Origin of the sequence: Thauera sp. WH-1, from assembly GCF_047806685.1 — a bacterium.
Classification (GTDB): Bacteria; Pseudomonadota; Gammaproteobacteria; order Burkholderiales; family Rhodocyclaceae; genus Thauera.
This window is the reverse complement of record NZ_JBLQGP010000001.1, coordinates 307424-330939: the sequence shown is the minus strand read 5'-3', so window position 1 is coordinate 330939 and position 23516 is coordinate 307424. Positions and strand designations below refer to the sequence as shown.

The 23516-nt window shown below is 68.4% G+C and carries 17 protein-coding genes; 15 read left to right on the top strand and 2 right to left on the bottom strand.

From position 1 onward, the window contains the following. Positions 1-119: 119 nt before the first annotated feature. The 13 genes from ACMV5O_RS01565 (at position 120) to ACMV5O_RS01505 (ending at position 15841) form a co-directional block, all read left to right on the top strand. On the top strand, positions 120-857 hold the full coding sequence (locus ACMV5O_RS01565) for an FHA domain-containing protein (protein WP_416161946.1): 738 nt from the start codon (positions 120-122) through the stop codon (positions 855-857). 122 nt (positions 858-979) lie between these two features. Next, on the top strand, positions 980-1747 hold the full coding sequence (locus ACMV5O_RS01560) for an MBL fold metallo-hydrolase (protein WP_416161813.1): 768 nt from the start codon (positions 980-982) through the stop codon (positions 1745-1747). Between the two features lie 73 nt (positions 1748-1820). Beyond that, on the top strand, positions 1821-4172 hold the full coding sequence (locus tag ACMV5O_RS01555; RefSeq protein WP_416161812.1) for an ATPase, T2SS/T4P/T4SS family: 2352 nt from the start codon (positions 1821-1823) through the stop codon (positions 4170-4172). Between the two features lie 58 nt (positions 4173-4230). Then, complete coding sequence (gene rpe, locus ACMV5O_RS01550) at positions 4231-4926, top strand: ribulose-phosphate 3-epimerase (RefSeq protein WP_416161811.1); 696 nt, start codon at positions 4231-4233, stop codon at positions 4924-4926. Beyond that, complete coding sequence (locus ACMV5O_RS01545) at positions 4923-5603, top strand: phosphoglycolate phosphatase (protein WP_416161810.1); 681 nt, start codon at positions 4923-4925, stop codon at positions 5601-5603. The genes rpe and ACMV5O_RS01545 overlap by 4 nt, the downstream gene beginning before the upstream one ends. A 297-nt stretch (positions 5604-5900) precedes the next feature. Continuing rightward, positions 5901-7376, top strand: a complete 1476-nt coding sequence (trpE, locus tag ACMV5O_RS01540; protein WP_416161809.1) for an anthranilate synthase component I — start codon at positions 5901-5903, stop codon at positions 7374-7376. Positions 7377-7386: 10 nt separating this feature from the next. Next, positions 7387-7974 (top strand): aminodeoxychorismate/anthranilate synthase component II, encoded by a 588-nt coding sequence (locus ACMV5O_RS01535; RefSeq protein WP_416161808.1) that lies wholly within the window; start codon positions 7387-7389, stop codon positions 7972-7974. A gap of 22 nt (positions 7975-7996) precedes the next feature. Then, positions 7997-9037, top strand: a complete 1041-nt coding sequence (gene trpD, locus ACMV5O_RS01530) for an anthranilate phosphoribosyltransferase (RefSeq protein ID WP_416161807.1) — start codon at positions 7997-7999, stop codon at positions 9035-9037. Beyond that, positions 9034-9834 (top strand): indole-3-glycerol phosphate synthase TrpC, encoded by an 801-nt coding sequence (gene trpC, locus ACMV5O_RS01525; RefSeq protein ID WP_416161806.1) that lies wholly within the window; start codon positions 9034-9036, stop codon positions 9832-9834. The genes trpD and trpC overlap by 4 nt, the downstream gene beginning before the upstream one ends. 9 nt (positions 9835-9843) lie before the next feature. Then, positions 9844-14208: a translocation/assembly module TamB domain-containing protein gene (locus tag ACMV5O_RS01520; RefSeq protein WP_416161805.1), complete on the top strand. Its 4365-nt coding sequence runs from the start codon at positions 9844-9846 to the stop codon at positions 14206-14208. A gap of 135 nt (positions 14209-14343) precedes the next feature. Continuing rightward, on the top strand, positions 14344-14910 hold the full coding sequence (gene msrA / locus ACMV5O_RS01515; protein ID WP_416161804.1) for a peptide-methionine (S)-S-oxide reductase MsrA: 567 nt from the start codon (positions 14344-14346) through the stop codon (positions 14908-14910). Positions 14911-14943: 33 nt separating this feature from the next. Then, positions 14944-15288 (top strand): FKBP-type peptidyl-prolyl cis-trans isomerase, encoded by a 345-nt coding sequence (locus ACMV5O_RS01510; RefSeq protein ID WP_416161803.1) that lies wholly within the window; start codon positions 14944-14946, stop codon positions 15286-15288. A 94-nt stretch (positions 15289-15382) separates the two neighbouring features. Continuing rightward, complete coding sequence (locus ACMV5O_RS01505; protein WP_416161802.1) at positions 15383-15841, top strand: Lrp/AsnC family transcriptional regulator; 459 nt, start codon at positions 15383-15385, stop codon at positions 15839-15841. Positions 15842-15891: 50 nt separating this feature from the next. Here ACMV5O_RS01505 and ACMV5O_RS01500 read toward each other — a convergent pair whose 3' ends face one another. After that, positions 15892-17235 (bottom strand): sodium-dependent transporter, encoded by a 1344-nt coding sequence (locus tag ACMV5O_RS01500; RefSeq protein ID WP_416161801.1) that lies wholly within the window; start codon positions 17233-17235, stop codon positions 15892-15894. A 524-nt stretch (positions 17236-17759) separates the two neighbouring features. Here ACMV5O_RS01500 and ACMV5O_RS01495 point away from each other — a divergent pair. Continuing rightward, positions 17760-21353 (top strand): indolepyruvate ferredoxin oxidoreductase family protein, encoded by a 3594-nt coding sequence (locus ACMV5O_RS01495; RefSeq protein WP_416161800.1) that lies wholly within the window; start codon positions 17760-17762, stop codon positions 21351-21353. Between the two features lie 100 nt (positions 21354-21453). After that, a complete protein-coding gene (locus ACMV5O_RS01490; RefSeq protein WP_416161799.1) occupies positions 21454-22503 on the top strand; it encodes a Glu/Leu/Phe/Val dehydrogenase dimerization domain-containing protein in 1050 nt (349 codons plus the stop codon). Positions 22504-22571: 68 nt separating this feature from the next. Here the strand turns inward: ACMV5O_RS01490 and ACMV5O_RS01485 are convergent, their stop codons facing one another. Then, a complete protein-coding gene (locus ACMV5O_RS01485; RefSeq protein WP_416161798.1) occupies positions 22572-23282 on the bottom strand; it encodes a PEP-CTERM sorting domain-containing protein in 711 nt (236 codons plus the stop codon). Positions 23283-23516 lie beyond the last annotated feature (234 nt).

Below are 23516 nucleotides of genomic sequence, written 5' to 3'. Positions count from 1 at the left end.
CCGGCTGGTCCGGCGCCTTTTTTGTTAACCGCACCCGGGCGCGCGTTAGAATGCTCACATTCGCCGTCAATGGCCGCGTGCTGCAGGGATGCCGCGGCAACTATTCAATGGGTGGGGGCATGCCGAAGTTGGTTCTCAGCATGGATGGTCTGGTGCTCAAGGAGCTGGCGCTCACCAAGGAGCGCACGACCATCGGGCGCAAGCCGGACAACGACATCCAGATCGACAACCTGGCCATCAGCGGTCATCACGCGGTGATTACCTGCATCACCAACGATGCCTTCCTCGAAGACCAGAACAGCACCAATGGCACCTATCTGAATGGCCAGCCGGTCAAGAAGAACGTGCTGCGCAACAACGACGTCATCGAACTCGGCAAGTACAAGATCAAGTTCCTCACCGACGGCGTCAAGACCGGCCTTTCCCCTTCCGAGATGATCGATACCGCGGCACTCAAGCCCTTCGAGATGCCGGGGGTGAGTACCGACGTCACCGCCTCGGCCGCCGGCCCGGCGCCGACCGAGACTCAGGTCGTCGCGGCCGCGGCCCGGCACCAGCTCGAGCAGGCGGGCGGGCCCGCGGCAGCGGCCGAACGGCTCGGGGTGATCCAGGTCCTGAGCGGGGCGAACGCCGGGCGCGAGCTGCAACTGACGAAATCGATGACGACGCTGGGCAAGCCCGGGCGCCAGGTCGCGGTGATCACCCGCCGGCCGCACGGCTACTTCATCACGCACGTCGAGGGGGCGAGCTTTCCGCTCGTCAACGGCAAGGCGATCGATGCGCAGGCGCGTCACCTCAATGACCATGACATCGTGGAGCTGGCCGGCGTGAAGATGGAGTTCTTCCTGCGCGGCTGAGTCCCCGCAGCGACGTGAATTTGTGCCGCGCTGCCCCGTTTGACGGGGTGATAATGTCTGCGCTCACGAGGAATCAACGCGCGGCAGCCCGCACACTGCCGGTGATGCGGGTGGAAAAGGCGATGAAGCTGAAGGTGCTGGGGTGCAGCGGCGGGATCGGTGGTTCGCAATCGCGTACGACAGCCTTTCTTGTCGATGAGGACATTCTGATCGATTGCGGCACAGGCGTCGGCGACCTCTCGCTCGACGTGCTGCGCAGGGTCGACCACGTCTTCCTGACCCATGCCCACCTCGATCACATCGCCGCGCTGCCGCTGCTCATCGATTCGGTGGGCGAACTGCGCAGCACGCCGATCCTGATCCATGCGACGCCGGAAACCCTGCGCATCCTCCACTCGCATGTCTTCAACTGGCTGATATGGCCGGACTTCTCGGCCATTCCCGACCATCATCAGCCCTTCATGCGCTTCCAGCCGATGAAGGTTGGCGAGTGCGTCGAACTCGATGGCCGGCGGATCACCGCCCTGCCGGCACGCCACACCGTGCCCGCGGTCGCCTATTGCCTCGACAGTGGCGAAGGCCAGCTTGTGTTCTCCGGCGACACCGCCTACTGTCCCGAACTCATCGCCGCGATCAACGATCAGCCTGCCCTGCGACACCTGATCCTCGAGACTGCCTTCGCCGAGGAGCAGCACGGTTTGGCGCTGGCGTCGCGGCACCTGTGCCCGAGCATGTCGCTCGCGGTGCTGGATGAAGTGCGCGGGACGCCTGTCGTCCATATCAGCCACCTGAAGCCCGGCGGCAGCCTGCGCATCATGGAAGAGTTGCGCGCAGGAGCACCGCGGCTGTCGGTCCGTCGGCTCGAGCAGGGTGAAGTGCTCGAGTTCTGAGCTCCGCGGCAACGCTGTCCTCTGCGGCAGGAGCGCCTGACCCCGCCATGCATTGAAGGAAGTCCGAGCCACGATGAGCGAAACCGCCCCCACGTCCAGCGCCGTGTCGCGCCGCCTGTCCTTCTTCAAGGGTCTGCAGGCCTTGACCAACCGCATCCACGCGAGCAAGGACATCGACGAGATCATGCTCGAGCTCGCGCCCCAGCTCTGTGCGCTGTTCGAAGCCGAGCGATTCACCATCTATGCGCTGGAGGAGGGCGGCGGCTCGATCGTCACCCGGGTCAAGACCGGTCTCAGCGGCGTGCAGAGCATCCGCCTGCCGATCGGCGAGAACAGCATCGCCGGCTTCGTCGCGCTCAGTGGCGAGCTGGTCAACATCCGCGACGTGTACGACGATCAGGAACTGCGGGCGATCGCGCCGGGGCTTCAGTTGCGACGCGAAGTGGACGCCAGCACGGGTTTCCATTCCCGCCAGATGCTGGTCGCCCCGATCCGCGATCCCGACACCGGCAGCCTGCTCGGGGTGGTGCAACTGATCAACACCCGCAATGGCGAAGCCTTTTCCAAGGTGGCCGAGGAGGGGGTGCTGGGGCTGGCGCAGACGCTGGGGGTGGCTTTCCTGCGCCACACCCGCGAGCCGGGGCGGCTGCGCTCGCGCTTCGATGCGCTTGTCGTCGATGGCCGCATCACCGCCGAAGAGTTCGCCGACATCACGCGTGAGGCGCGCACCAGCGGCAGCTCCACCGAAGCGCTGCTGGTCGAGCAACTCGGGCTTTCGCATGCCGAGCTGGGTGCGGCCGCGGCGCGCTACTTCGGTGTGCCCTACCAGCCCTTCGTCACCAACCATGTCAAGCCGATCGACCTGCTGCGCAACATCAAGCGCGAATACGTCGAGCAAAGCCTTTGGCTGCCCTACGAAGAGACCCCCGAGGGGGTGGTGATCCTGTGCATCGACCCCGAGCAGGTACGCAGTTCGGGCGTGGCGCAGAACGTGCTGCCGAAGAAGCGGCTCAGTTTCCGCGTCACCACCATCCATGACTTCGAGCAGACGGTGGAGCAGTACTTCGGCACCACGCTCGACGATGCCTCGGTCTCCGACCTGTTGTCCGACCTCAACGACCGCGATGACGACAGCACCTCGCTGAAGGACGACGTCACGGCCGCGGCGGACAACGAGCTGGTCAAGCTGGTCAACAAGATCATCATCGACGCCTACCGCCAGGGGGCCTCCGACATCCACATCGAACCGCGGGTGGGCAAGGAGAAGACGCTGGTGCGATTTCGCAAGGACGGCTCGCTGGTGCCGTACATCGAGATCCCCGCCAGCTACCGCAACGCGCTGGTGACGCGCATCAAGATCATGTGCGACCTCGACATCTCCGAGCGCCGCAAGCCCCAGGACGGCAAGATCAGGTTCCGCAAGTTTGCGCCGGTCGACCTCGAGCTGCGGGTGGCGACCCTGCCCACCCAGGGCGGCATCGAAGACGTGGTGATGCGCCTGCTCGCGCACAGCAAGCCGATCCCGATCGACGAACTCGGCCTGCTGCCCTTCAACCTCGATCGCCTGAAGTCGGCGATCGCCAAGCCCTATGGCATCTTCTTCGTCTGCGGCCCGACCGGGTCGGGCAAGACCACCACGCTGCACTCCATCCTCAGCTACATCAATACGCCGGACACCAAGATATGGACCGTCGAGGATCCGGTCGAGATCACGCAGAAAGGGCTGCGCCAGGTGCAGGTCAATCGCAAGGCCGGGATCGACTTCGCCACCATGATGCGCGCCTTCCTGCGCGCCGACCCGGACGTGATCATGGTCGGCGAGATGCGCGACCACGAGACCGTGGCGGTCGGCATCGAAGCATCGCTCACCGGTCACCTGGTGTTCTCCACCCTGCACACCAACAGCGCACCCGAGTCCGTCGTCCGCCTGCTCGACATGGGCATGGATCCGTTCAACTTCTCGGATGCGCTACTCGGCGTGCTCGCCCAGCGCCTGGCCAAGCGCCTGTGCACCAAGTGCCGCGAGCGCTATCAGCCCGACGCGGGCGAACTGCAGCGCCTGGTCGACGAGTACTGCGAGGACATGCACCTGACTCCCGATTTTCGTGCCGACCCCGACGGCGCGCGCCAGCGCGTGCTCGCGCGCTGGCGCGAGGCTTTCGCCGACCAGGACGGCGGTTTCACGCTCTATCGCGCGGTCGGCTGCGAACACTGCACCCAGGGCTACAAGGGACGCGTCGGCCTGCACGAACTGATGCTCGGCTCCGATGCCATCAAGCGCCTCATCCAGGAGCGCGGCCGGGTCGAGCAGGTGCTCGGCCAGGCGCTCGCCGAGGGCTTGCGCACGCTGCGCCAGGATGGCGTCGAGAAGGTGTTGTCGGGCATCACCGACATGAAGCAGGTGCGCAAGGTCTGCGTGCGCTGAGCGCAGGCGCGCGCATGGCGGTTAGAATCCGGAGCGACCCCCGTTCCGGAGACTGCCCATGTACCGCATTGCCCCCAGCCTGTTGTCCGCCGACTTCGCCCGCCTCGGCGAGGAGGTGCGTAACGTCATCGCCGCCGGCGCGGACTGGATCCACTTCGACGTGATGGACAACCATTACGTCCCCAACCTCACCATCGGCCCGCTGGTGTGCGAGGCCATCCGCCCGCACACCGCGGCACTGATCGACGTGCACCTGATGGTGAAGCCGGTCGACCGCATCATCCCCGACTTCGCCAGGGCCGGCGCCAACGTCATCACCTTTCACCCCGAGGCCTCCGAGCACATCGACCGCAGCCTCGGCCTGATCCGCGATGCCGGCTGCCAGGCCGGGCTGGTGTTCAACCCGGCCACGCCGCTGCACCACATGGATCACGTCATGGACAAGCTCGACGTGGTGTTGCTGATGAGCGTCAACCCCGGCTTCGGCGGGCAAAGGTTCATCCCCGAGACGCTCGTCAAGCTGCGCGCCGCACGCGCCAAGCTCGACGCCTACGAGGCGCGTACGGGCCGCCGCATCCTGCTCGAGATCGACGGCGGGGTGAAGACCGACAACATCGCCGACATCGCCCGCGCCGGCGCCGACACCTTCGTCGCCGGCTCGGCCGTGTTCGGTGCCGGCAGGGACAGCGACCCCCACCGCTACGACACGATCATCGGCGCGCTGCGCGCCGAGCTCGCCAGGGTGGCGGCATGAGCGTGAGCACGCGCTTCTCGCCCCGGGCGGTGCTGTTCGACCTCGACGGCACCCTGCTCGACACCATCGCCGACCTCGCCGACGCTGCCAACCTGATGTTGTCCGAGCTCGGCCGTCCGGCGCGCAGGCAGGACGAAATCCACAGCTTCGTCGGCAAGGGCATTCCGAACCTCGTGCGCCGCTGCATGACCGAGGGCACGGTTGCCACCGAGGCCGAGATCGACGCCGCGGTCGCGGTCTTCCGTCGCCACTACGCAGTGGTCAACGGGGTGAACTCCCGTCCGTATCCCGGCGTCACTGAACTGCTCGCCGCGCTGCGGGCGCGTGAGCTGCCGCTCGCCGTCGTCACCAACAAGGCCGAAGCCTTCACCCTGCCGCTGCTCGAGCGCATGGACATTGCGCACTATTTCGACGCCGTGGTGAGCGGCGACACGCTGCCGGTGAAGAAACCCGATCCCGCGGTGATCGTGCTCGCCTGCGAGCGCCTCGGCGTCGCGCCGGGCGAGGCGCTGATGGTCGGCGACTCGGCCAACGATGCGGTTGCCGCCCAGGGTGCGGGCATGCCGGTGCTGCTCGTCACCTATGGCTACAGCGAAGGGGTGCCGGTGGACACTATCGAATGCGATGGGCTACTATCGAACGCGCTTCAGGTGCTGGACCATATCGGCTCGGCATAGCTGCCGCTCGCGCAGCAGGATGCGGGCCGAACCCCCTTCCGCGGTCCGGCTTGCACCTCGTCGGGCCTTCTCACTCCACCTCAGATCGACATCGTGATGCGCGCACTCCGGGATCGCCTCCTCGCCGCCAGCTCCTCCGTCCAGCCCGTCTGGCGCGGCGGCTGGCGTTGGCCTTTGGGCCACTGAACGCGATTCCCCTTCGCGGGGGGCGGGCAGCGCCGAGTGCGCACCCCTTGACTGCCTGCCTTCCCGCCTGCTGCAAGCCTGTCCGATTCAAACGCTGTCCGTGGAGTCCCCATGCTCGAACACGAATTCAACGCCCTTGCCGCCGAGGGCTACAACCGCATTCCGGTTACGCTCGAGACCTTCGCCGATCTCGACACCCCGCTCTCCATCTACCTGAAGCTCGCCAACGAGCCCTATACCTACCTGCTGGAGTCGGTGCAGGGCGGTGAGCGCTTCGGCCGCTATTCCTTCATCGGCCTCGCCTCGCCCACGCGCATCGAGGTCTACGAGCGCTCGGCCCTGCTGCTCACCGGCAACCGCCTCGTCGAGCGTCGCGACTACGGCGATCCGCTCAACTTCGTCGCCGAGTTCATGAACCGCATCAAGGTGCCGCCACGCGAGCACCTGCCGCGCTTCGCCGGCGGACTGGTGGGCTGCTTCGGCTACGACACGGTGCGCTACATCGAGCCGAAACTGGCCAGGAGCGCCAAGCCGGATCCGGTCGGCACGCCCGACATCCTGCTGCTGCTGTCCGAGGAGGTCGCGATCGTCGACAACCTCAGCGGCAAGCTCACCCTCGTCGTGTATGCCGAGCCCGAGGTGCCGGGCGCCTGGAAGCGTGCGCAAAAGCGCCTGCGCGAGCTCCTCGCGCGCCTGCGGGCGCCGGTGCAGGTCCCCGAGGACGTGCGCGCCGAGCCCGCCCCTGCGGTATCGAGCTTCGGCGAGGACGCCTTCAAGGACGCGGTGCGCCGCGCCAAGCAGTACATCGTCGACGGCGACGTCATGCAGGTCGTGCTGTCGCAGCGCATGAGCAAGCCCTTCGCCGCCAGCCCGATGGCGCTGTACCGCGCGATCCGCTCGCTCAACCCCTCGCCCTACATGTTCTACTTCAACTTCGAGGACTTCCACGTCGTCGGCGCCTCGCCCGAGATCCTGACCCGGCTCGAGGACGAGGTCGTTACCGTGCGCCCGATCGCCGGCACCCGCAAGCGCGGCGCCACGCTGGCCGAGGACCTCGCGCTCGAGCAGGAGCTGCTCGCCGACGAGAAGGAGCGCGCCGAGCACCTGCAGCTGCTCGACCTCGGCCGCAACGACGCCGGCCGCGTGTCCGAGACCGGTACCGTCAAGGTCACCGAGCGCTTCACCATCGAGCGCTATTCGCATGTGATGCACATCGTCTCCAACGTCGAGGGCCGGCTCAAGGAAGGGCTCAATGCGCTCGCGGTACTGCGCGCGACCTTTCCGGCCGGCACCGTGTCCGGCGCGCCCAAGGTGCGGGCGATGGAGATCATCGACGAGCTCGAACCGGTCAAGCGCGGTATCTACGCCGGGTCGGTCGGCTATCTCGGCTTCCACGGCGACATGGACCTCGCGATTGCGATCCGTACCGCGGTGGTGAAGGACGGTCAGATCCACGTCCAGGCCGGCGCCGGCATCGTCGCCGATTCCGATCCCGACGCCGAATGGCAGGAAACCCAGAGCAAGGCGCGCGCCATGCTGCGCGCCGCCGAGATGGCCGAAGGCGGGCTGGACACGCCGGTGCAGTGAGGAGCGCGACATGCTGCTGATGATCGACAACTACGATAGTTTCACCTACAACCTCGTGCAGTACTTCGGCGAGCTCGGGGCGCCGGTAAAGGTGTTCCGCAACGACGAAATCACCCTCGAGCAGATCGCCGCCCTGCGGCCCGACCAGCTCGTCATTTCGCCCGGCCCGTGCTCGCCCGCCGAGGCCGGCATCTCGGTGCCGGCGATCAAGGCCTTTGCCGGCAAGCTGCCGATTCTCGGCGTCTGCCTCGGCCACCAGAGCATCGGTGCCGCCTTCGGCGGCCGCATCGTGCATGCGCAGAAGCTCATGCACGGCAAGACCTCGCCGGTGCATCACCTCGACGCCGGGGTGTTCCGCGGCCTGCCCAATCCGCTCACCTGCACGCGCTACCACTCACTGGCGATTGAACGATCCAGCCTGCCCGACTGTCTCGAAATCACTGCATGGACGGACGACGGCGAGATCATGGGGGTGCGCCACCGCACGCTCGACGTCGAGGGCGTGCAGTTCCACCCCGAATCCATCCTCACCGAATGCGGCCACGAGCTGTTGCGGAACTTCCTCGAGCGTGGCGACCGCATGCCCGCCGCCGCCTGAACGCATGGCCAGAGAGCACGACATGACAATCACCGCCCAGCAAGCCCTGCAACGCACGATCGAGCATCGCGAGATCTTCTTCGACGAGATGCTGTCTTTGATGCGCCAGATCATGGCCGGCGAGATCTCGCCGGTGATGACGGCCGCCATCCTCACCGGGCTGCGCGTCAAGAAGGAGACCATCGGCGAGATCACCGCCGCCGCCACCGTGATGCGCGAGATGTCGACCAAGGTCGAGGTCAGCCCGCCGCACGAGCACTTCCTCGACGTCGTCGGCACCGGCGGCGACGGCTCGCACACCTTCAACATCTCCACCGCCACCGTCTTCGTCGCCGCCGCGGCCGGTGCGCGCGTGGCCAAGCACGGCGGGCGCAGTGTGTCGTCCAAGTCGGGGGCGGCCGATGTGCTCGAGGCGCTCGGCGTCAATCTCAACCTGACGCCCGAGCAGGTCGCAGCCTGCGTCGAGGAGACCGGCATCGGCTTCATGTACGCGCCCAACCACCACAGCGCGATGAAGAACGTCGCCCCGGTGCGGCGTGAGATGGGGGTGCGCACGATCTTCAACATCCTCGGCCCGCTGACCAACCCGGCAGGCGCCCCCAACACGCTGATGGGCGTGTTCCACCCTGACCTGGTCGGCATCCAGGCCCGTGTCATGCAGCGCCTGGGCGCGCAGCATGTGCTCGTCGTCCATGGCCTGGACGGCATGGACGAGGTCAGCCTGGGCGCGGCGACCCTGGTCGGCGAACTCAAGGACGACAAGGTGACCGAGTACGAGATCCACCCCGAGGACTTCGGCCTGCAGATGGCGGGCACGCGCAACCTGCGTGTGGCTGACGCCGAAGCGTCGCGTGCGGTGCTGCTCGGCACGCTCGAGAACCGCGAGGGGCCGGCGCGCGAGATCGTCGTCTTCAATGCCGGCGCCGCCCTCTACACCGCCAACCTGGTCGATTCGATCGGCGCTGGCATCGTGCGCGCGCGCGAGGTGATCGAGAGCGGTGCGGCGCGCGCCAAGCTCGACGAGTTCGTGCGCTTCACCCGCCAGTTCGGAGGCGCGGCGTGAGCGACATCCTGCAAAAGATCTGCGCGGTCAAGGTCGAGGAGGTCGCCGCCGCGTCGGCGCAGACGCCGCTCGCACTCCTGCGTGCCCAGGCCGAGGCGCAGGCGCCGGCGCGCGACTTCGTCGCCGCAATCCGCAACAAGCATGCCGGCGGGCAGTCCGCGGTGATCGCCGAGATCAAGAAGGCGAGCCCGTCTAAGGGCATCATCCGCGCCGATTTCCATCCCGCCGAGATCGCCGCCAGCTACGAGGCGGCCGGTGCCGCCTGCCTGTCGGTGCTCACCGACCGCCGCTTCTTCCAGGGCGCCCCGGAATACCTGCAGGCGGCGCGCGCCGCCTGTGCGCTGCCGGTGCTGCGCAAGGACTTCCTGGTCGACCCCTACCAGGTCTTCGAGGCGCGGGCGATGGGGGCCGATGCCATCCTGCTCATCGCCGCCTGCCTCGATCTGGCCCGGATGCGCGACATGGAGGCGCTTGCCCAGGCGCTCGGCATGGCGGTGCTGGTCGAGGTGCACGATGGTGCCGAACTCGAGCAGGCGCTGCAGCTGCAGACGCCGCTGATCGGCATCAACAACCGCAACCTGCGCACTTTCGAGGTTTCGCTGCAGACCACGCTCGCGCTGTTGCCGCGCATCGCCAGCGGCGCGGCCGGCCGCATCGTGGTCACCGAGTCGGGCATCCTGCGCGCCGCGGACGTCGCCTTGATGCGGGGCAGCGGGGTGCACACCTTCCTCGTCGGCGAAGCCTTCATGCGTGCCGCCGATCCGGGCGCCGAGCTGAAGGCCTTGTTCGCGGGCTGATCGCGTGGCATGACGGCGCCGACGGACCACAGCGACCCCGCGCGCGCGCCACAGCCCAGGGCGCCGCGCCGCGCGCGCCGCTGGCTGGCGAGGCTGGCCGGCGCCTTGGCCCTGGCGGGTGTGACGATGGGTGGCGCGGCGGCCTGGCTGCTCGGCACCCAGTCCGGCCTCGATGCCGCGCTGGCGCTGGGGCAGCGCGCCACCGACGGCGCCTTGCGGGTAGACAAGGCGCGCGGCCGCCTGCTGGGCGGCTTCGAGGCGGCTGCGTTGCACTACCACACGGCCGCGATGCAGGTCGATGTGCGCGAGTTCGTCTTCGACTGGCAGCCCAGGGCGCTGTTCGAGCGTCGGCTGGTGATCGAGCGCCTCGGGGCGGCGCGCATCGATGTCGCGCTGGCGCCGTCGGACGAGCCGCCACGCGAGGATCCGCTGCCGCAGCCTGAGTCGCTGGAGATCCCGCTTGCCGTCGAGCTGCGCGCGCTCACGCTCGGCGCCCTGGCGCTGCGCGAGCTGACCGTGGACGGGGCCGCCGCCGATGAAGGCGCCACCGACGAGGGAGCTGGTGATGAGGCCGCCGACGATGACGGCGCTGTCGACGGCGCCGGCCCGGTGCAGGAGGCCGCCAAGGCCATCCAGGGCGCCGAGGACGCCGTCACCGACCCCGAGCGGGCGGCCGAGGCGGCGGCAGAGATCGCTGCCGAGCAGGGCCTGATCCTGTGGGATCTCAGCGCAGCGCTCGCCAGCGATGGCCGCCATCACCGCCTGCAGGCGCTGGCGCTGAGCGTGGCGCAGGGCCGGCTCGAGCTTGCCGCTGGCGTCGATGGCCGTAGTCCGTTTGCGCTCGACGGCGAGGGCAGCTTCGTCGGCGCGGTCGAGGGGCGCGCGCTGGCGGCCCAGCTCGCCGTTACCAATACCCTGATCGAGCCGCGCCTGCGCGTGGACGCGCAGAGCGAAGGCCTCGAGGCGCGGCTCGAGGCCGATGCCGCGAGCTTCGCGCCGATGCCGCTGCGCCGCCTGGCGCTGCGGGCTGGCGAGCTCGACCCGGCCGGCTTCGCGGCCGGCGCGCCGACTGCCGCGCTCAGCCTCGAGGCCGAGCTGGCGCCCGGGCCGGACGGGCAGAGCCTGCTCGCCGGCCCGCTGCGCCTCGTCAATCGGCTGCCGCAGGCGGCCGACCTCGGCGGCCTGCCGCTGCTGAGCCTGGAGGGGGTGCTCGACTGGCGCGAGCAGGAGATCGCGATCGATGGGCTCGACATCCGCCTGCCCGCCGACGGTCGCGTCTCGGGTCGGATCGCGTGGCGCCCCCCGGTAAGCGAGACGCCCGGCGAATCGGATGCTGAGGCGGCAGGGGAGTCGGCAAGGGCTGACGAGGCGCAGTCAGGGGCCGAGACGGCGCAGGCGCCGGGCAAGGGGACGGAGGCTGCACCGGTGCAGCACGGCAAGGCGGCCACCGACATCGGTTTCGGCCAGCTGGTCGCCGCGCTCGAGTTGGCGGGCATCGATACCCGTGCGCTCGACAGCCGTCTGCCGCAACAGATCGTCGCCGGGCGCATCGACGCCGAGGCGGACGAGATCTACCAGCAGGCCCGCGTAGGTGTCGATGTCGGCAGCGCGCGCATCGATCTAGAGGCTTCGCTGCGGGCGGAGGCGCCGGGGGCGCAGCCCGCCGGGGAGGGCGGCGGTTCGTCGCCGGCCGGTGCGGCGGCGGCCCACGCGGACGGCAACGTGGCGCCGGACGGCGCCGCGCCGCTGCGCAGATTCTCCCTCAGCGCCGGCTTGCGCGGCGTCGAGCCGCGCGCCTTCGTGCCCGAAGCGCCCGCCGCGCGTCTGAACCTCGATCTGCAGGCCGAAGGGGAACTGCCCGCCGCCGGCCTGCCGCAGGCGGCGCAGCTGCGCTTCGCGATTGTCGACAGCCTGCTCGAAGGCCTTGCGCTCAGCGGCGAGGGGCGGCTGCGGCTCGAGGGCGAGCGCCTGCCCGAGGTCGAGCTGGCGCTCCAGCTCGCGGGCAACCGCCTGCGCGCGAATGGTGCGCTCGGCGCGGCTGCCGACCGCCTCGCGCTGAATCTCGACGCCCCGGCGCTGGATGCGCTAGGCCTCGGCCTGGCGGGCCGTGCAGGAGCGCAGGGCGAGATCGGTGGCACGCTCGAGGCGCCCGCCGGCACCCTGCAGTTCTTTGCCGAGGCGCTGCGCCTGCCGGGCGAGGTGCGTCTTGCCGGCATCAACGGCGTGGCACGGCTGGATGCCGGCGCCGACGGCCCATTCACGGTGGCGCTCGGCCTGTCCGGCCTCGGCAGCAGCGCACCCGGCGCGGACGGCAAGCCCCAGCCCGACTGGCTCGCCAGTGCCCGTCTGGCGGCCGAAGGCACGCGCGCCGCCCACCGCATCGAGCTCGAGCTGAACACGCCGCCGACCGAGGGCGTGGCCGATGTGCTGAACGCACAGTTGCAGGGCGGCCTGGTCGAGGGCGAGGCCCTGCGCTGGAGTGGGCGACTCGTCGCCCTGCAGAGCGCGGGGCGGGTCGTCGCCCGCCTGCTCGCCCCGGCGACGCTGGAGCTGGCGGCGGACGCAGTGCGCCTGGGCGCGGCCGAGATCAATGCCGGCGACAAGGGGCGCATCCGCCTGCTGGAGACCGCCTGGTCGCCGACGCAGAGCGTGCTGCGCGGCGATCTCAGCGGCCTCACCCTTGAGCTCGAACCGCGTCGCGCCGACGGGCAGTTGCGCCGCGGCGCCGACCCGCTGGTGCTGGGCGCGCGCTGGGACCTGAGCGTGGGCCGTACGCTGGACGGCGAGGCGCGGGTGTTCCGCGAGTCGGGCGACGTGCGCATCGAGGGCGAGCTGCGCACCCGGCTCGGCCTGGAGCGGCTCGAGGCGGTGCTCGTGGCGCGCGGCGACCGGCTCAATCTCAACCTTGACGTGCGCGGCAGCGAGTTCGGCAGCGTGGTGGGCGAGGCCAGCCTGCGCGCGCAACGCAGCGCCGACGGCATCTGGAGCGTGCCGCAGGAGACGCCGATCAGCGCCTCGGCCCGGCTCGACATGCCCTCGATCACCTGGCTTGGCCGGCTCGCGCGCGAGAACGTCGAGACCGCCGGCCGCATCAACGGGGCCTTCCGCGTGACCGGCACGCTGGCCGCGCCGGTCGCCAGCGGCACGGTGAATGGGCGCGAGCTCGGCTTCACCCTGATCGACCAGGGCATGATCCTGTCCGGTGGCGAGTTCGATCTCGCCTTCGACCAGGACCGCGTGCGCCTTACGCGCCTCGAATTCGTGTCACCCAACCGCGTGCAGCCGCGCGAGAACCGCATCCCGCTCGCCCGGCTGACCGCCACGCCGGGCCGCTTCACCGCCAGCGGCGAGCTCGCGCTCGACAGCGGTGCGGGCGACTTCCGCTTTGCCGCCGACCGCCTGCCGCTGCTGCAACGCGACGACCGCTGGATGCTGCTGTCGGGCCAGGGCACGGCGCGCAGCACCTGGAGCTCGCTGGTGCTGGATGCGGATTTCCGCGCCGATGCCGGTTACATCGAGTTCGCCGAGGCGCTGCCACCCAGCCTGTCGGACGACGTCGTCGTCCTCGGTCGCGACGAGCTCAGCGAGGGCGGTGGCTTCGCCCTCAACGCCGATATCCGCGTGGGGTTGGGCGATGCGCTCTACCTGTCGGCGATGGGGCTGGAGACGCGGCTCGCCGGCGAGCTGCGCATTCGCCTGCAGCCCGAGCGGCCGCTGATGGCGGTCGGCACGGTGTCCACCGTCGGTGGCAGCTACCGCGGCTATGGCCAGAACCTGGTGATCGAGCGTGGGGTGGTGAACTTCCAGGGCCCGCTCGATGCGCCCGGGCTCAACATCGTCGCGCTGCGCAAGGGGCTGGAGGTGGAGGCGGGGGTGGCGGTCACCGGCAGCGCCAAGCGCCCGCAGGTGCGCCTGGTGTCCGAGCCCAACGTGCCGGACCCCGCCAAGCTGTCCTGGATCGTGCTCGGGCGGGCGCCCGACGCCGCGTCCGGCGCCGACCTCGGCCTGTTGCTGCCGGCCGCGGCCGGTCTGCTCGGCGGCCCCGGCGGCGGCATGACCGAGGAGCTGTCGCGCAGCCTGGGCTTCGATTCCTTTTCGATCGGCCAGGGCGAACTCACCAGCACCACCCGGACCGGCACCAGCCGGGTGCTCGGCAGTGGCTCCACGGTGGCCAGCGGGCCGACCGTCTCCGGCCAGGTGCTGAGCCTGGGCAAGCGCCTCGGCCCCGACCTTTTCCTGTCCTTCGAGCAGAGCCTGGGTGGCGCCGCCACGCTGGTGAAGCTCAGCTACCAGTTGTCGCGCCGGCTGTCGGTGGTGGCGCGGGGCGGCACCGACACGGCGATCGACCTCAATTACGGTTTCTCCTTCCGCTGACGCCGTGTCCGGCCCCGCCGGGCGTAGGATGACGCAAACGGGCGCGCGTGGCGGTAAGGTCGCGCGCGCCGATGGAATGAACGCGCGCATTCGTGGTCTGTAGCGCTGGAACCCCTTTCCAATAGGAGTGGCTGAATGACTGAAATCAAGCAAGAGCCCGGCCTCGAGACCGCCATCTTCGGTGGCGGCTGCTTCTGGTGTCTGGAGGCCGTGTTCGACCTCGTCGACGGCGTCGACGCGGTGGTGCCCGGCTATTGCGGTGGCCATGTGGCGGACCCGGAGTACCGCCAGGTGTGCAGCGGCGGCACCGGCCATGCCGAGGTGGTGAAGATCGACTTCGACCCGGTGCGGGTGAGCTATCGCGAGCTGCTCGAGATCTTCTTCCTGATCCACGACCCCACCACGGTCGATCGCCAGGGCAACGATATCGGCCCGCAGTATCGCTCGGTGATCTTCGTCACCAGCGACGAGCAGCTGCATGAGGCGCTCGCCTTCATCGAGGAGCTGGGCGAGCAGCGCGTGTATCCGAAGGCCATCGTGACCCGGGTCGAGCGCGCGCCCACCTTCTGGCCGGCCGAGATCGAGCACCACGACTACTATGTGAACCATAGTGACCAGCCCTACTGCCAGTACGTGGTCGCGCCCAAGATTGCCAAGTATCGCGGCAAGCTCGCCGAGCGCCGCGGCCGGCACGGCGGTTAGAATGCCGGCTTTCATCCATCGCAGGAGATACGCATGACCCAGACCACCACCGCCAGCGGCCTCGTCATCGAAGAGCTCGAGGTCGGCAGCGGCGACACCGCCGAGAAGGGCAAGATGGTGTCGGTGCATTACACCGGCTGGCTCACCGACGGCCGCAAGTTCGACTCGAGCAAGGACCGCAACGACCCCTTCAACTTCCCGCTCGGTGCCGGCCACGTCATCCGCGGCTGGGACGAGGGCGTGCAGGGCATGCAGGTGGGCGGCAAGCGCAAGCTCACCATCCCGCCCGCGCTCGGCTACGGCGCGCGCGGTGCCGGTGGCGTGATCCCGCCCAACGCCACGCTGGTGTTCGAGGTCGAACTGCTCAAGGTGCTGTGATCGGGCCCGGTGTCGGCGGGGCCGGCGCCGGCTTGCCGGATCGGGTGTCAGGCCGGGGCGCAGTCGGTCCGGGCAAGGGTGTGAAGGGGCAGGCATGAAACTCGACCAGTCGCAGCGCAACCTCCTGAATCTGTTGCAGAAGGACTCCACGCTCAGCACCCAGGTCCTCGCCGAGCGCATCGGCATGTCGCCGACGCCGTGCTGGCGGCGGGTGAAGGAACTGGAGGAAGCCGGGATCATTCGCGGCTATGTCGCCCTGGTCGACCGTCACAAGGTGGGTCTGGGCACCTGCGTGTGGGTGCGGGTCAAGCTCAAGCAGCACAGCGCCGACGTGCTCGACCGCTTCGAGCGGGTGGTCAAGGGCTGCCAGGAGGTCGTCGAGTGCTACGAACTGCTGGGCGAGACCGACTGCCTGCTCAAGCTCTACCTGCCGAACCTGGAGGCGCTGTCGACCTTCATGCATGACTTCCTGCTCAAGATCCCCGAGATCGACGTCACCCACTCGGCGGTCGCGCTGCGCGAGATCAAGAACGAAACGGCCCTGCCGCTGTAAGCGGTCAGGGCCGTTTTTCGGTTCATCGCGCCTGTGCGGCGCGAGCCGGATCAGAGGTTGCTGACGAAGACGATCAGCACGCCCACCGGTGCCACATAGCGCGACACCAGGTTCCACACGCTGAAGCCGAACTCGCCCAGTCCGAGCTCCTTGCGCACGCTGTCGCGGTCCAGGCACCAGGCGGCGAACAGGATCGCGCCCAGGCCGGTCAGTGGCAGCATGAACTTGCTGGTGAGCTTGTCGAGCAGGTCGAACACGTTGAGGCCGATGATCGTCACATCGCTCCACAGGTTGAACGACAGCAGCGCAGCGATGCCCAGCGCCCAGGTGGCGACGCCCGCGACCACGGTGGCACCGGCACGCGACAGCGGCGTGCGTTCTTCAACCAGCTCCACCACCGGCTCGAGCAGCGAGATCGCCGAGGTCAGCGCGGCGAAGGTCAGCAGCAGGAAGAACATCGTGCCCAGGATCGCGCCACCGGTGATGTTGCCGAAGGCGATCGGCAGGGTGACGAAGATCAGGCCGGGACCGGCGGCGGGGTCGAGGCCGTTGGCGAACACGATCGGGAAGATCGCCAGGCCGGCGGCGATCGCGATCACGGTGTCCATGATCACCACGGTGCGCGCGGTGCGCAGCAAATCGACGTCTTCGCCGAGGTAGGAGCCGTAGGCCATCATGATGCCCATGCCCAGCGACAGCGTGAAGAAGGCATGGCCGAGGGCCGCCAGCACCACCTCGCCGGTGAGCTTGCTCCAGTCCGGGTTGAACAGGTAGGCCACGGCCTGGCCGAAGCCGCCGGTGGTCATGCCATAGCCGACGAGGACGATCAGCAGCACGCCGAGCGAGGGCATCAGCAGCTTGGAGGCGCGCTCCAGGCCGCCGGCCACGCCCATCGCCACCACGCCGATGGTCAGCGCCATGAACACCGTGTGCCAGGTCAGCAGGCTGCCGGCGTTGGCGAGGAAGGCGGTGAAGGCATTGCCCACCGCGTCCTTGTCCATGCCGGTGAAGCCGCCGGTCATCACGTCTCCGGTGTAGGACAGGGCCCAGCCACCGATCACGCTGTAGAAGGACAGGATCAGGAAGGCGCCGAGCACGCCGGTGACGCCGATCAGCGCCCAGGCGCCGCTGCGGCCGGTCTTCTGCGCCAGCTCACCCATGGTATTGACCGGGTTCTTCTGGCCGCGACGGCCGATCATCCATTCGGCGACCAGGATGGGCAGGCCGATGGCGGCGATGCACAGCAGATAGACCAGCACGAAGGCGGCCCCGCCGCTCTGGCCGATCATGTAGGGGAACTTCCAGATGTTGCCGAGGCCGACGGCGGAGCCGGTGGCGGCGAGCACGAAGCCCATCCGCGAGGTCCATTGACCATGGGTATGCGCCTTGGCCATGTCATCGCACCCCGTTCGTGAGCAGGAGGGGGGGCAGCGGGTAGGGCACGGGCCGGGTCGGCCTGATGGGCCGCCGACCGCGCAGTGCGGCAGAGTGGGTCATGCTTGTCTCCTCAGTATTTTCGCGCTTGTGACGCGGTGGGCATGGGGCTTGTGGAAGGGGCGGATTCTAGACGTTTCGGTGCTTGCGACCCAAGTGTGGATCTCGAAGCCTGCCGACACACCGGCACTGCCTGCCTCCCCCAGTCATGCCCTGCCTTGTTTTGTCTGCAGCCATGGTTGGCCGCTTGGACGGCGTGGATCGTAAATCCTGATGAGAGGAAAAATATTCCTTATATCGCTCCGCCCAGCCGCTATAACGAAAAAACTTTTCACGCGAGCGCTCTAGCATTCCGGTCCATGACCCGCGCTGCGGGCCCAGCACCAAGCACAACCCCACTCACGCACAGAGGAGACAACGTCGGCCCGTCGGCTGCCTGCGCCAACCGCGCTTCGCACCCAGACTGGCGACGGTTCACGCCACCATGTCGAACACCTTGCCCAACGTCAGCCTCGACGACAAATACACCCTCAAGACCGGCCGCGCCTGGATGACCGGCATCCAGGCCCTGGTGCGCCTGCCGATGATGCAGAAGATGCGCGACGAAGCCGCCGGGCTGAACACCGCCGGCTTCGTCACCGGCTACCGCGGCTCGCCGCTCGGCAACGTCGACCAGGAGTTCTGGAAGGCGAAGAAGTACCTCGAGCCGATGCACATCCGCTTCCAGGCCGGCCTCAACGAAGACCTTGCCGCGACCTCGGTGTGGGGTACGCAGCAGGTCAACCTGGACCCGAATGCCAAATACGACGGCGTGTTCTCGATCTGGTACGGCAAGGGGCCGGGCGTCGATCGCACCGGCGACGTGTTCCGCCACGCCAACGCCGCCGGCACTTCGAAGCACGGTGGCGTGCTGGTGATCGCGGGCGACGACCATGCCGCCAAGTCGTCCACGCTGCCGCACCAGACCGAGCATGTGTTCAAGGCGCTGATGATGCCGGTGCTGGCCCCGGCGGGCATCCAGGAATACCTCGAGTACGGCCTGCACGGCTTCGCGCTGTCGCGCTACTCGGGCTGCTGGGTGGCCTTCAAGGCGCTCACCGACACGGTCGAGACCTCCTCATCGGTGGAGCTCGACCCCTTCAAGGTGCAGACCCTGATTCCGTCCGCGGCGGACTTCCCGCTGCCCGAGGACGGCCTCAACCTGCGCTGGCCCGACCCGCCGCTGGTGCAGGAGAAGCGCCTGCTGCACCACAAGCTGTATGCCGCGCTCGCCTACTGCCGGCTCAACCAGCTCAACCGCACCGTCATCGACAGCCCGAACGCCAAGCTCGGCATCATCACCAGTGGCAAGAGCTACCTCGACGTGCGCCAGGCGCTGGACGACCTCGGTATCGACGAGGCGAAGGCGGCCGCCATCGGCCTGCGCCTGTACAAGGTCGGCATGGTGTGGCCGCTCGAGGCCGAAGGCGTGCGCCAGTTCGCCGACGGCCTGGACGAGATCCTCGTCATCGAGGAGAAGCGCCAGTTCCTCGAATACCAGTTGAAGGAAGAGCTCTACAACTGGAAGGACGAGGTGCGCCCGCGCGTGATCGGCAAGTTCGATGAGAAGGGCGAGTGGGCCTTGCCGCACAGCGAGTGGCTGCTGCCTGCCGCCGGCGAGCTGACGCCGGCGATGATCGCCCGCGCCATCGCCGGCCGCATCGCGCGCTTCTACACGTCCGACCGCATCAAGGCGCGGCTGGCCTTCATCGAGGCCAAGGAAGCCGCGCTCGCCAAGCCGCGCCTGGCCATCCAGCGCGTGCCGCACTACTGCTCGGGCTGTCCGCACAACACCTCGACCAAGGTGCCGGAAGGTTCGCGTGCGATCGCCGGCATCGGCTGCCACTACATGGCGACCTGGCTGTCGCCCGAGCACACCCAGACCTTCTGCCAGATGGGCGGCGAAGGCGTGCCCTGGGTCGGCCAGGCGCCCTTCACGACCACGCCGCACGTGTTCGCCAACCTCGGCGACGGCACCTACATGCACTCGGGCATCCTCGCCATCCGCGCGGCGGTCGCGGCGAAGGTGAACATCACCTACAAGATCCTCTACAACGACGCGGTGGCGATGACCGGCGGCCAGCCGCACGACGGCACCCTGTCGGTGCCGATCATCGCCCGCCAGCTGCTGGCCGAAGGCGTGGGTTCGGTGATCGTCGTCAATGACGGCACGCCGCGTGCCTATGGGCCGGCCGACCTGCCGCACGGCGTGCCGATCCGTCACCGCGACGAACTCGACGCCGTGCAGCGCGAGCTGCGCACCGTGCCGGGCGCCACCGCGATCATCTACGACCAGACCTGCGCCGCCGAGAAGCGCCGCCGTCGCAAGCGCGGCAAGTTCCCCGACCCGGCCAAGCGCGTCGTCATCAACGACCTCGTGTGCGAAGGCTGCGGCGACTGCAGCGACAAGTCGAACTGCATGTCGGTGGGCGCGGTCGAGACCGAGTTCGGTCGCAAGCGCTTCATCGACCAGAGCTCGTGCAACAAGGACTACTCCTGCGTGAAGGGCTTCTGCCCGAGCTTCGTCACCATCGAGGGCGGCAAGCTGAGGAAGGGCAAGGCGAGCGGCACGAGCGTGCTCGGCCGCCTTGCCGGTGAGCTGCCCGAGCCGCAGCTGCCGTCCACCGCTGCGCCCTGGGGCATCCTGATCACCGGCGTCGGCGGCACCGGCGTGGTCACCATCGGCGCCCTGCTGGGCATGGCTGCGCACCTGGAAGGCAAGGGCATCTCGGTGCTCGACATGGCTGGCCTGGCGCAGAAGGGTGGCGCGGTGTGGTCGCATGTGCGCATCGCCGACAGCCAGGCGCAGCTGCACGCCGCCCGCGTCGCCGCCGGCGAGGCCAATGCGGTGATCGGCTGCGACCTGGTGGTGGCCGCCAGCGACGAGTCTCTGGCCAAGATGCAGAACGGGCTCACCCGCGTCGTCATCAACCGCGACCAGACCAACACCAGCGAGTTCGTGCGCGGTTTCGCCGCCCAGGCGCGCAGCGGCAACGTCGGCGCCAACCCCGATCCGCAGTTCCCGGCGGCGTCGATGGAGGCGCAGATCGTCGACGCGGTCGGCGCGGACAAGGCCGAGTTCCTCGACGCCACCCGCATCGCCACCGACCTGCTCGGCGACTCGATCGCCACCAACCTGTTCATGCTCGGCTACGCCTGGCAACGCGGCCTGGTGCCGCTGTCGCGGCAGGCGATCGAGCGCGCCATCGAGATCAACGGCGCCGCGGTCGAGGCCAACAAGGCCGCCTTCCTGTGGGGGCGGCGCGCCGCGGTGGATCTGAAGGCCGTCATCGAGGCGGCCAAGCCGCAGTTCGGCACGCCCGCGCACCACAAGCTGTCGACCAGCGTCGACGAGGTCATCGCCCGCCGCAAGGCCCATCTGAGCGACTACCAGAACGCCGCCTACGCCGAGCGCTACGGCAAGCTGGTCGAGCGCGTGCGGGCCGCCGAAGCGAAGGTCGCGCCGGGCATCACCCTGCTGACCGAGGCGGTGGCGCGCGGCTATCACAAGCTGCTCGCCTACAAGGACGAGTACGAGGTCGCACGCCTGTACACCGACAGCGACTTCCTCAAGCGCGTCGAGGAGCAGTTCGAGGGCGACTACAAGCTCGTCTTCCACCTCGCGCCGCCGACCCTGGCCGACAAGGATCCGCAGACCGGCGAGCTGAAGAAGAAGGAATACGGCCCGTGGATGCTGAAGGCGATGCGCACGCTGGCGAAGTTCCGCCATCTGCGCGGCTCGATGCTGGATCCCTTCGCGCGCAGCCACGACCGCAAGCTCGACCGCGAGCTGATTGCCGACTACGAGCGCATCGTCGAGGAGATCATCGTGAACCTCGACCGCAGCAACCACGAGGCGGCGATCGAGCTGGCGGCCATCCCCGACCAGATCCGCGGCTTCGGTCACGTCCGCGAGCGCTACCTCGCCAGTGCTCGCCCGCGCCAAGCCGCGCTGCTCGAGGACTTCCGCCACCGCCGGCCGGTGAGCGCGCTGGTGGCGACCAAGGCGCGCAAGACGATCGCGATCATCCCGGGCTGAGCCCGCTCCCGTTTCTTACCCCCGCCGTCCCACCGGCCCGCCACGAGTGGTGCCGGCGGGACGGTTCATACCCACGATCCCATAAGGAAGGAGACACAACATGGCCGTATTTTCCCTGAGCGACTTTGCCGATCACGAGCAGGTGGTCTTCGTCAGCGACGACAAGAGCGGATTGAAGGCGATCATCGCCGTCCATAATTCCAACCTCGGCCCCGCGCTCGGCGGCTGCCGCATGTGGCCCTACGCCTCCGAGGAGGAGGCCATCCGCGACGTGCTGCGCCTGTCGCGCGGCATGACCTACAAGTCGGCGATGGCCAACCTCAAGCTGGGTGGCGGCAAGTCGGTGATCATCGGCAATCCGCGCACGCACAAGACGCCCGAGCTGCTGGCCGCCTTCGCCCGTGCGCTCGAACAGCTGAACGGGCGCTACATCGCGGCCGAGGACTCCGGCACCAGCGTCGCCGACATGAAGTACATGGCGCAGTTCACCCGGCACGTCGCCGGCATCGTAGACAAACCCTCGGATGAAGGCACGCGCAGCGGCGATCCCTCGCCCGCCACCGCCTATGGCACCTTCATCGGCATCAAGGCCGCGGTCAAGGAGAAGCTCGGCCGCGATTCGCTCGAGGGTCTGCGCGTCGCCGTGCAGGGCGTGGGCAACGTCGGCTTCGACCTCGCCCGCCAGCTGAAGGAAGCGGGCGCGCAACTGTGGGTCACCGACATCCACCGCGAGCCGCTGCTGCAGGCCGGCAAGGATCTGGGCGCCACCGTGGTTGCGCCCGAGGAGATCTTCGGCCTCGACGTCGACGTCTTCGCCCCCTGCGCGCTCGGCGCCATCCTCAACGACAGCACCATCCCGCAGCTGAAGGCGAAGATCGTCGCCGGCGCGTCGAACAACCAGCTCGCCGAGCCGCGACACGGCCTCGAGCTGATGAAGCGCGGCATCCTGTATGCGCCCGATTACGTCATCAACGCCGGCGGCATCATCGACGTCTATCACGAGCGCATCGGTTTCGACCGCAGCGCGCTGCTCAAGCATATCGAGGGCATCCACGACAACCTGATGGAGGTCTTCGAGCGCGCGCGCAAGGAAGAGCGGCCGACCGGCGAAGTGGCCGACGCGATCGCCGAGGAGCGCTTCAAGCGCTGAGCCGACCGATCTGTGGCATGAAAAACGGCGACCCGCGGGTCGCCGTTTTTTTATGCGCGGACGCCGTGTCAGGCTTTGTGTTGGCGGCGGCGCAGGGCGCCGAGACCGGCGAGGCCGAGGCCCAGCAGGGCGAGGGAGGCGGGCTCGGGGACGGCTTGAGAAGCCTCAGGGGGGGTGGTAGGGGTCGGCTCGGGAGCCAGGGGGGCGACGGCGACGGGGATGGCATCGCCGGTCAGGGTGACCCAATCGATCCGTGCGCCCTCGTTTGCGGGCGAGTCGCTCACGATGAACCACCAAGACACCCTTACGTCCGTCCAGAAGCGAATGTCGATGCTTTGCTGGTCAGCGGCCGCAGCGCCGAGTCCGACGTTGGCAGTGCTCCACGCTCCGTTGCCACCCAGGCCGGTCGACCACAGGTCCATCCAGCTGCCACCGGCAACGCGCCAGCTCAGGTTGAGGGTGTCGCCCGCTTCGGAGGCGGTCAGCGGCGCCCAGGCGAAGGAGAGGAGGAGGTTGTCCAGTCCCAGCGTCGATACCGAGAAGGTGGCTGCCGCATCCGGCGAGGACGCGGTGCTATTCGAATGCTGGTGGACGTCGCGCAGCTGCAGGGCGTTGTTGCTGATTGCGACATCTTTGCCATTACGCTCGATTTCGCTCCATGCGGCGCCGACATGGTTGGAGTTCTTGCGATTGAAGTCGTCGCTGAAAACCGGCGCAGCGAACGCTGTTCCGGACAGGAGGAGGGTGGCGAGCCCGAGAGCGATTGCGTTCTTGTTCATGTGGAATCCTTGATTGTCAGTTTGCTCGTGAGCGGCGCGCGGCTGTGCGGGCGTGCAGTCACGAGTCGGTTCCTCGGGATGATGTTCCGCTTCAACGAGGCCTGCAATCGACTAAAGCATGTACCGTGCCTGCTAATTTAAGAGACTGAATTATATGTAAATTTGTCGTATTGCGATCCTTGCCGTGGGCCGCCCACTTCGCTCTGCGGTGAATCGGGCGTGTGACTGTAAAGC

Excerpts from the sequence above, each read along its gene's own strand:
- ACMV5O_RS01500 (WP_416161801.1), bottom strand. The coding sequence starts at position 17,235 with ATGGCCAAGGCGCATACCCATGGTCAATGGACCTCGCGGATGGGCTTC.
- ACMV5O_RS01535 (WP_416161808.1), top strand. The coding sequence starts at position 7,387 with ATGCTGCTGATGATCGACAACTACGATAGTTTCACCTACAACCTCGTG.
- ACMV5O_RS01555 (WP_416161812.1), top strand. The coding sequence starts at position 1,821 with ATGAGCGAAACCGCCCCCACGTCCAGCGCCGTGTCGCGCCGCCTGTCC.
- ACMV5O_RS01495 (WP_416161800.1), top strand. The coding sequence starts at position 17,760 with ATGTCGAACACCTTGCCCAACGTCAGCCTCGACGACAAATACACCCTC.
- ACMV5O_RS01545 (WP_416161810.1), top strand. The coding sequence starts at position 4,923 with ATGAGCGTGAGCACGCGCTTCTCGCCCCGGGCGGTGCTGTTCGACCTC.
- trpE (WP_416161809.1), top strand. The coding sequence starts at position 5,901 with ATGCTCGAACACGAATTCAACGCCCTTGCCGCCGAGGGCTACAACCGC.
- ACMV5O_RS01490 (WP_416161799.1), top strand. The coding sequence starts at position 21,454 with ATGGCCGTATTTTCCCTGAGCGACTTTGCCGATCACGAGCAGGTGGTC.
- ACMV5O_RS01565 (WP_416161946.1), top strand. The coding sequence starts at position 120 with ATGCCGAAGTTGGTTCTCAGCATGGATGGTCTGGTGCTCAAGGAGCTG.
- ACMV5O_RS01505 (WP_416161802.1), top strand. The coding sequence starts at position 15,383 with ATGAAACTCGACCAGTCGCAGCGCAACCTCCTGAATCTGTTGCAGAAG.
- ACMV5O_RS01520 (WP_416161805.1), top strand. The coding sequence starts at position 9,844 with ATGACGGCGCCGACGGACCACAGCGACCCCGCGCGCGCGCCACAGCCC.
- msrA (WP_416161804.1), top strand. The coding sequence starts at position 14,344 with ATGACTGAAATCAAGCAAGAGCCCGGCCTCGAGACCGCCATCTTCGGT.
- ACMV5O_RS01510 (WP_416161803.1), top strand. The coding sequence starts at position 14,944 with ATGACCCAGACCACCACCGCCAGCGGCCTCGTCATCGAAGAGCTCGAG.
- trpD (WP_416161807.1), top strand. The coding sequence starts at position 7,997 with ATGACAATCACCGCCCAGCAAGCCCTGCAACGCACGATCGAGCATCGC.
- rpe (WP_416161811.1), top strand. The coding sequence starts at position 4,231 with ATGTACCGCATTGCCCCCAGCCTGTTGTCCGCCGACTTCGCCCGCCTC.
- ACMV5O_RS01560 (WP_416161813.1), top strand. The coding sequence starts at position 980 with ATGAAGCTGAAGGTGCTGGGGTGCAGCGGCGGGATCGGTGGTTCGCAA.
- ACMV5O_RS01485 (WP_416161798.1), bottom strand. The coding sequence starts at position 23,282 with ATGAACAAGAACGCAATCGCTCTCGGGCTCGCCACCCTCCTCCTGTCC.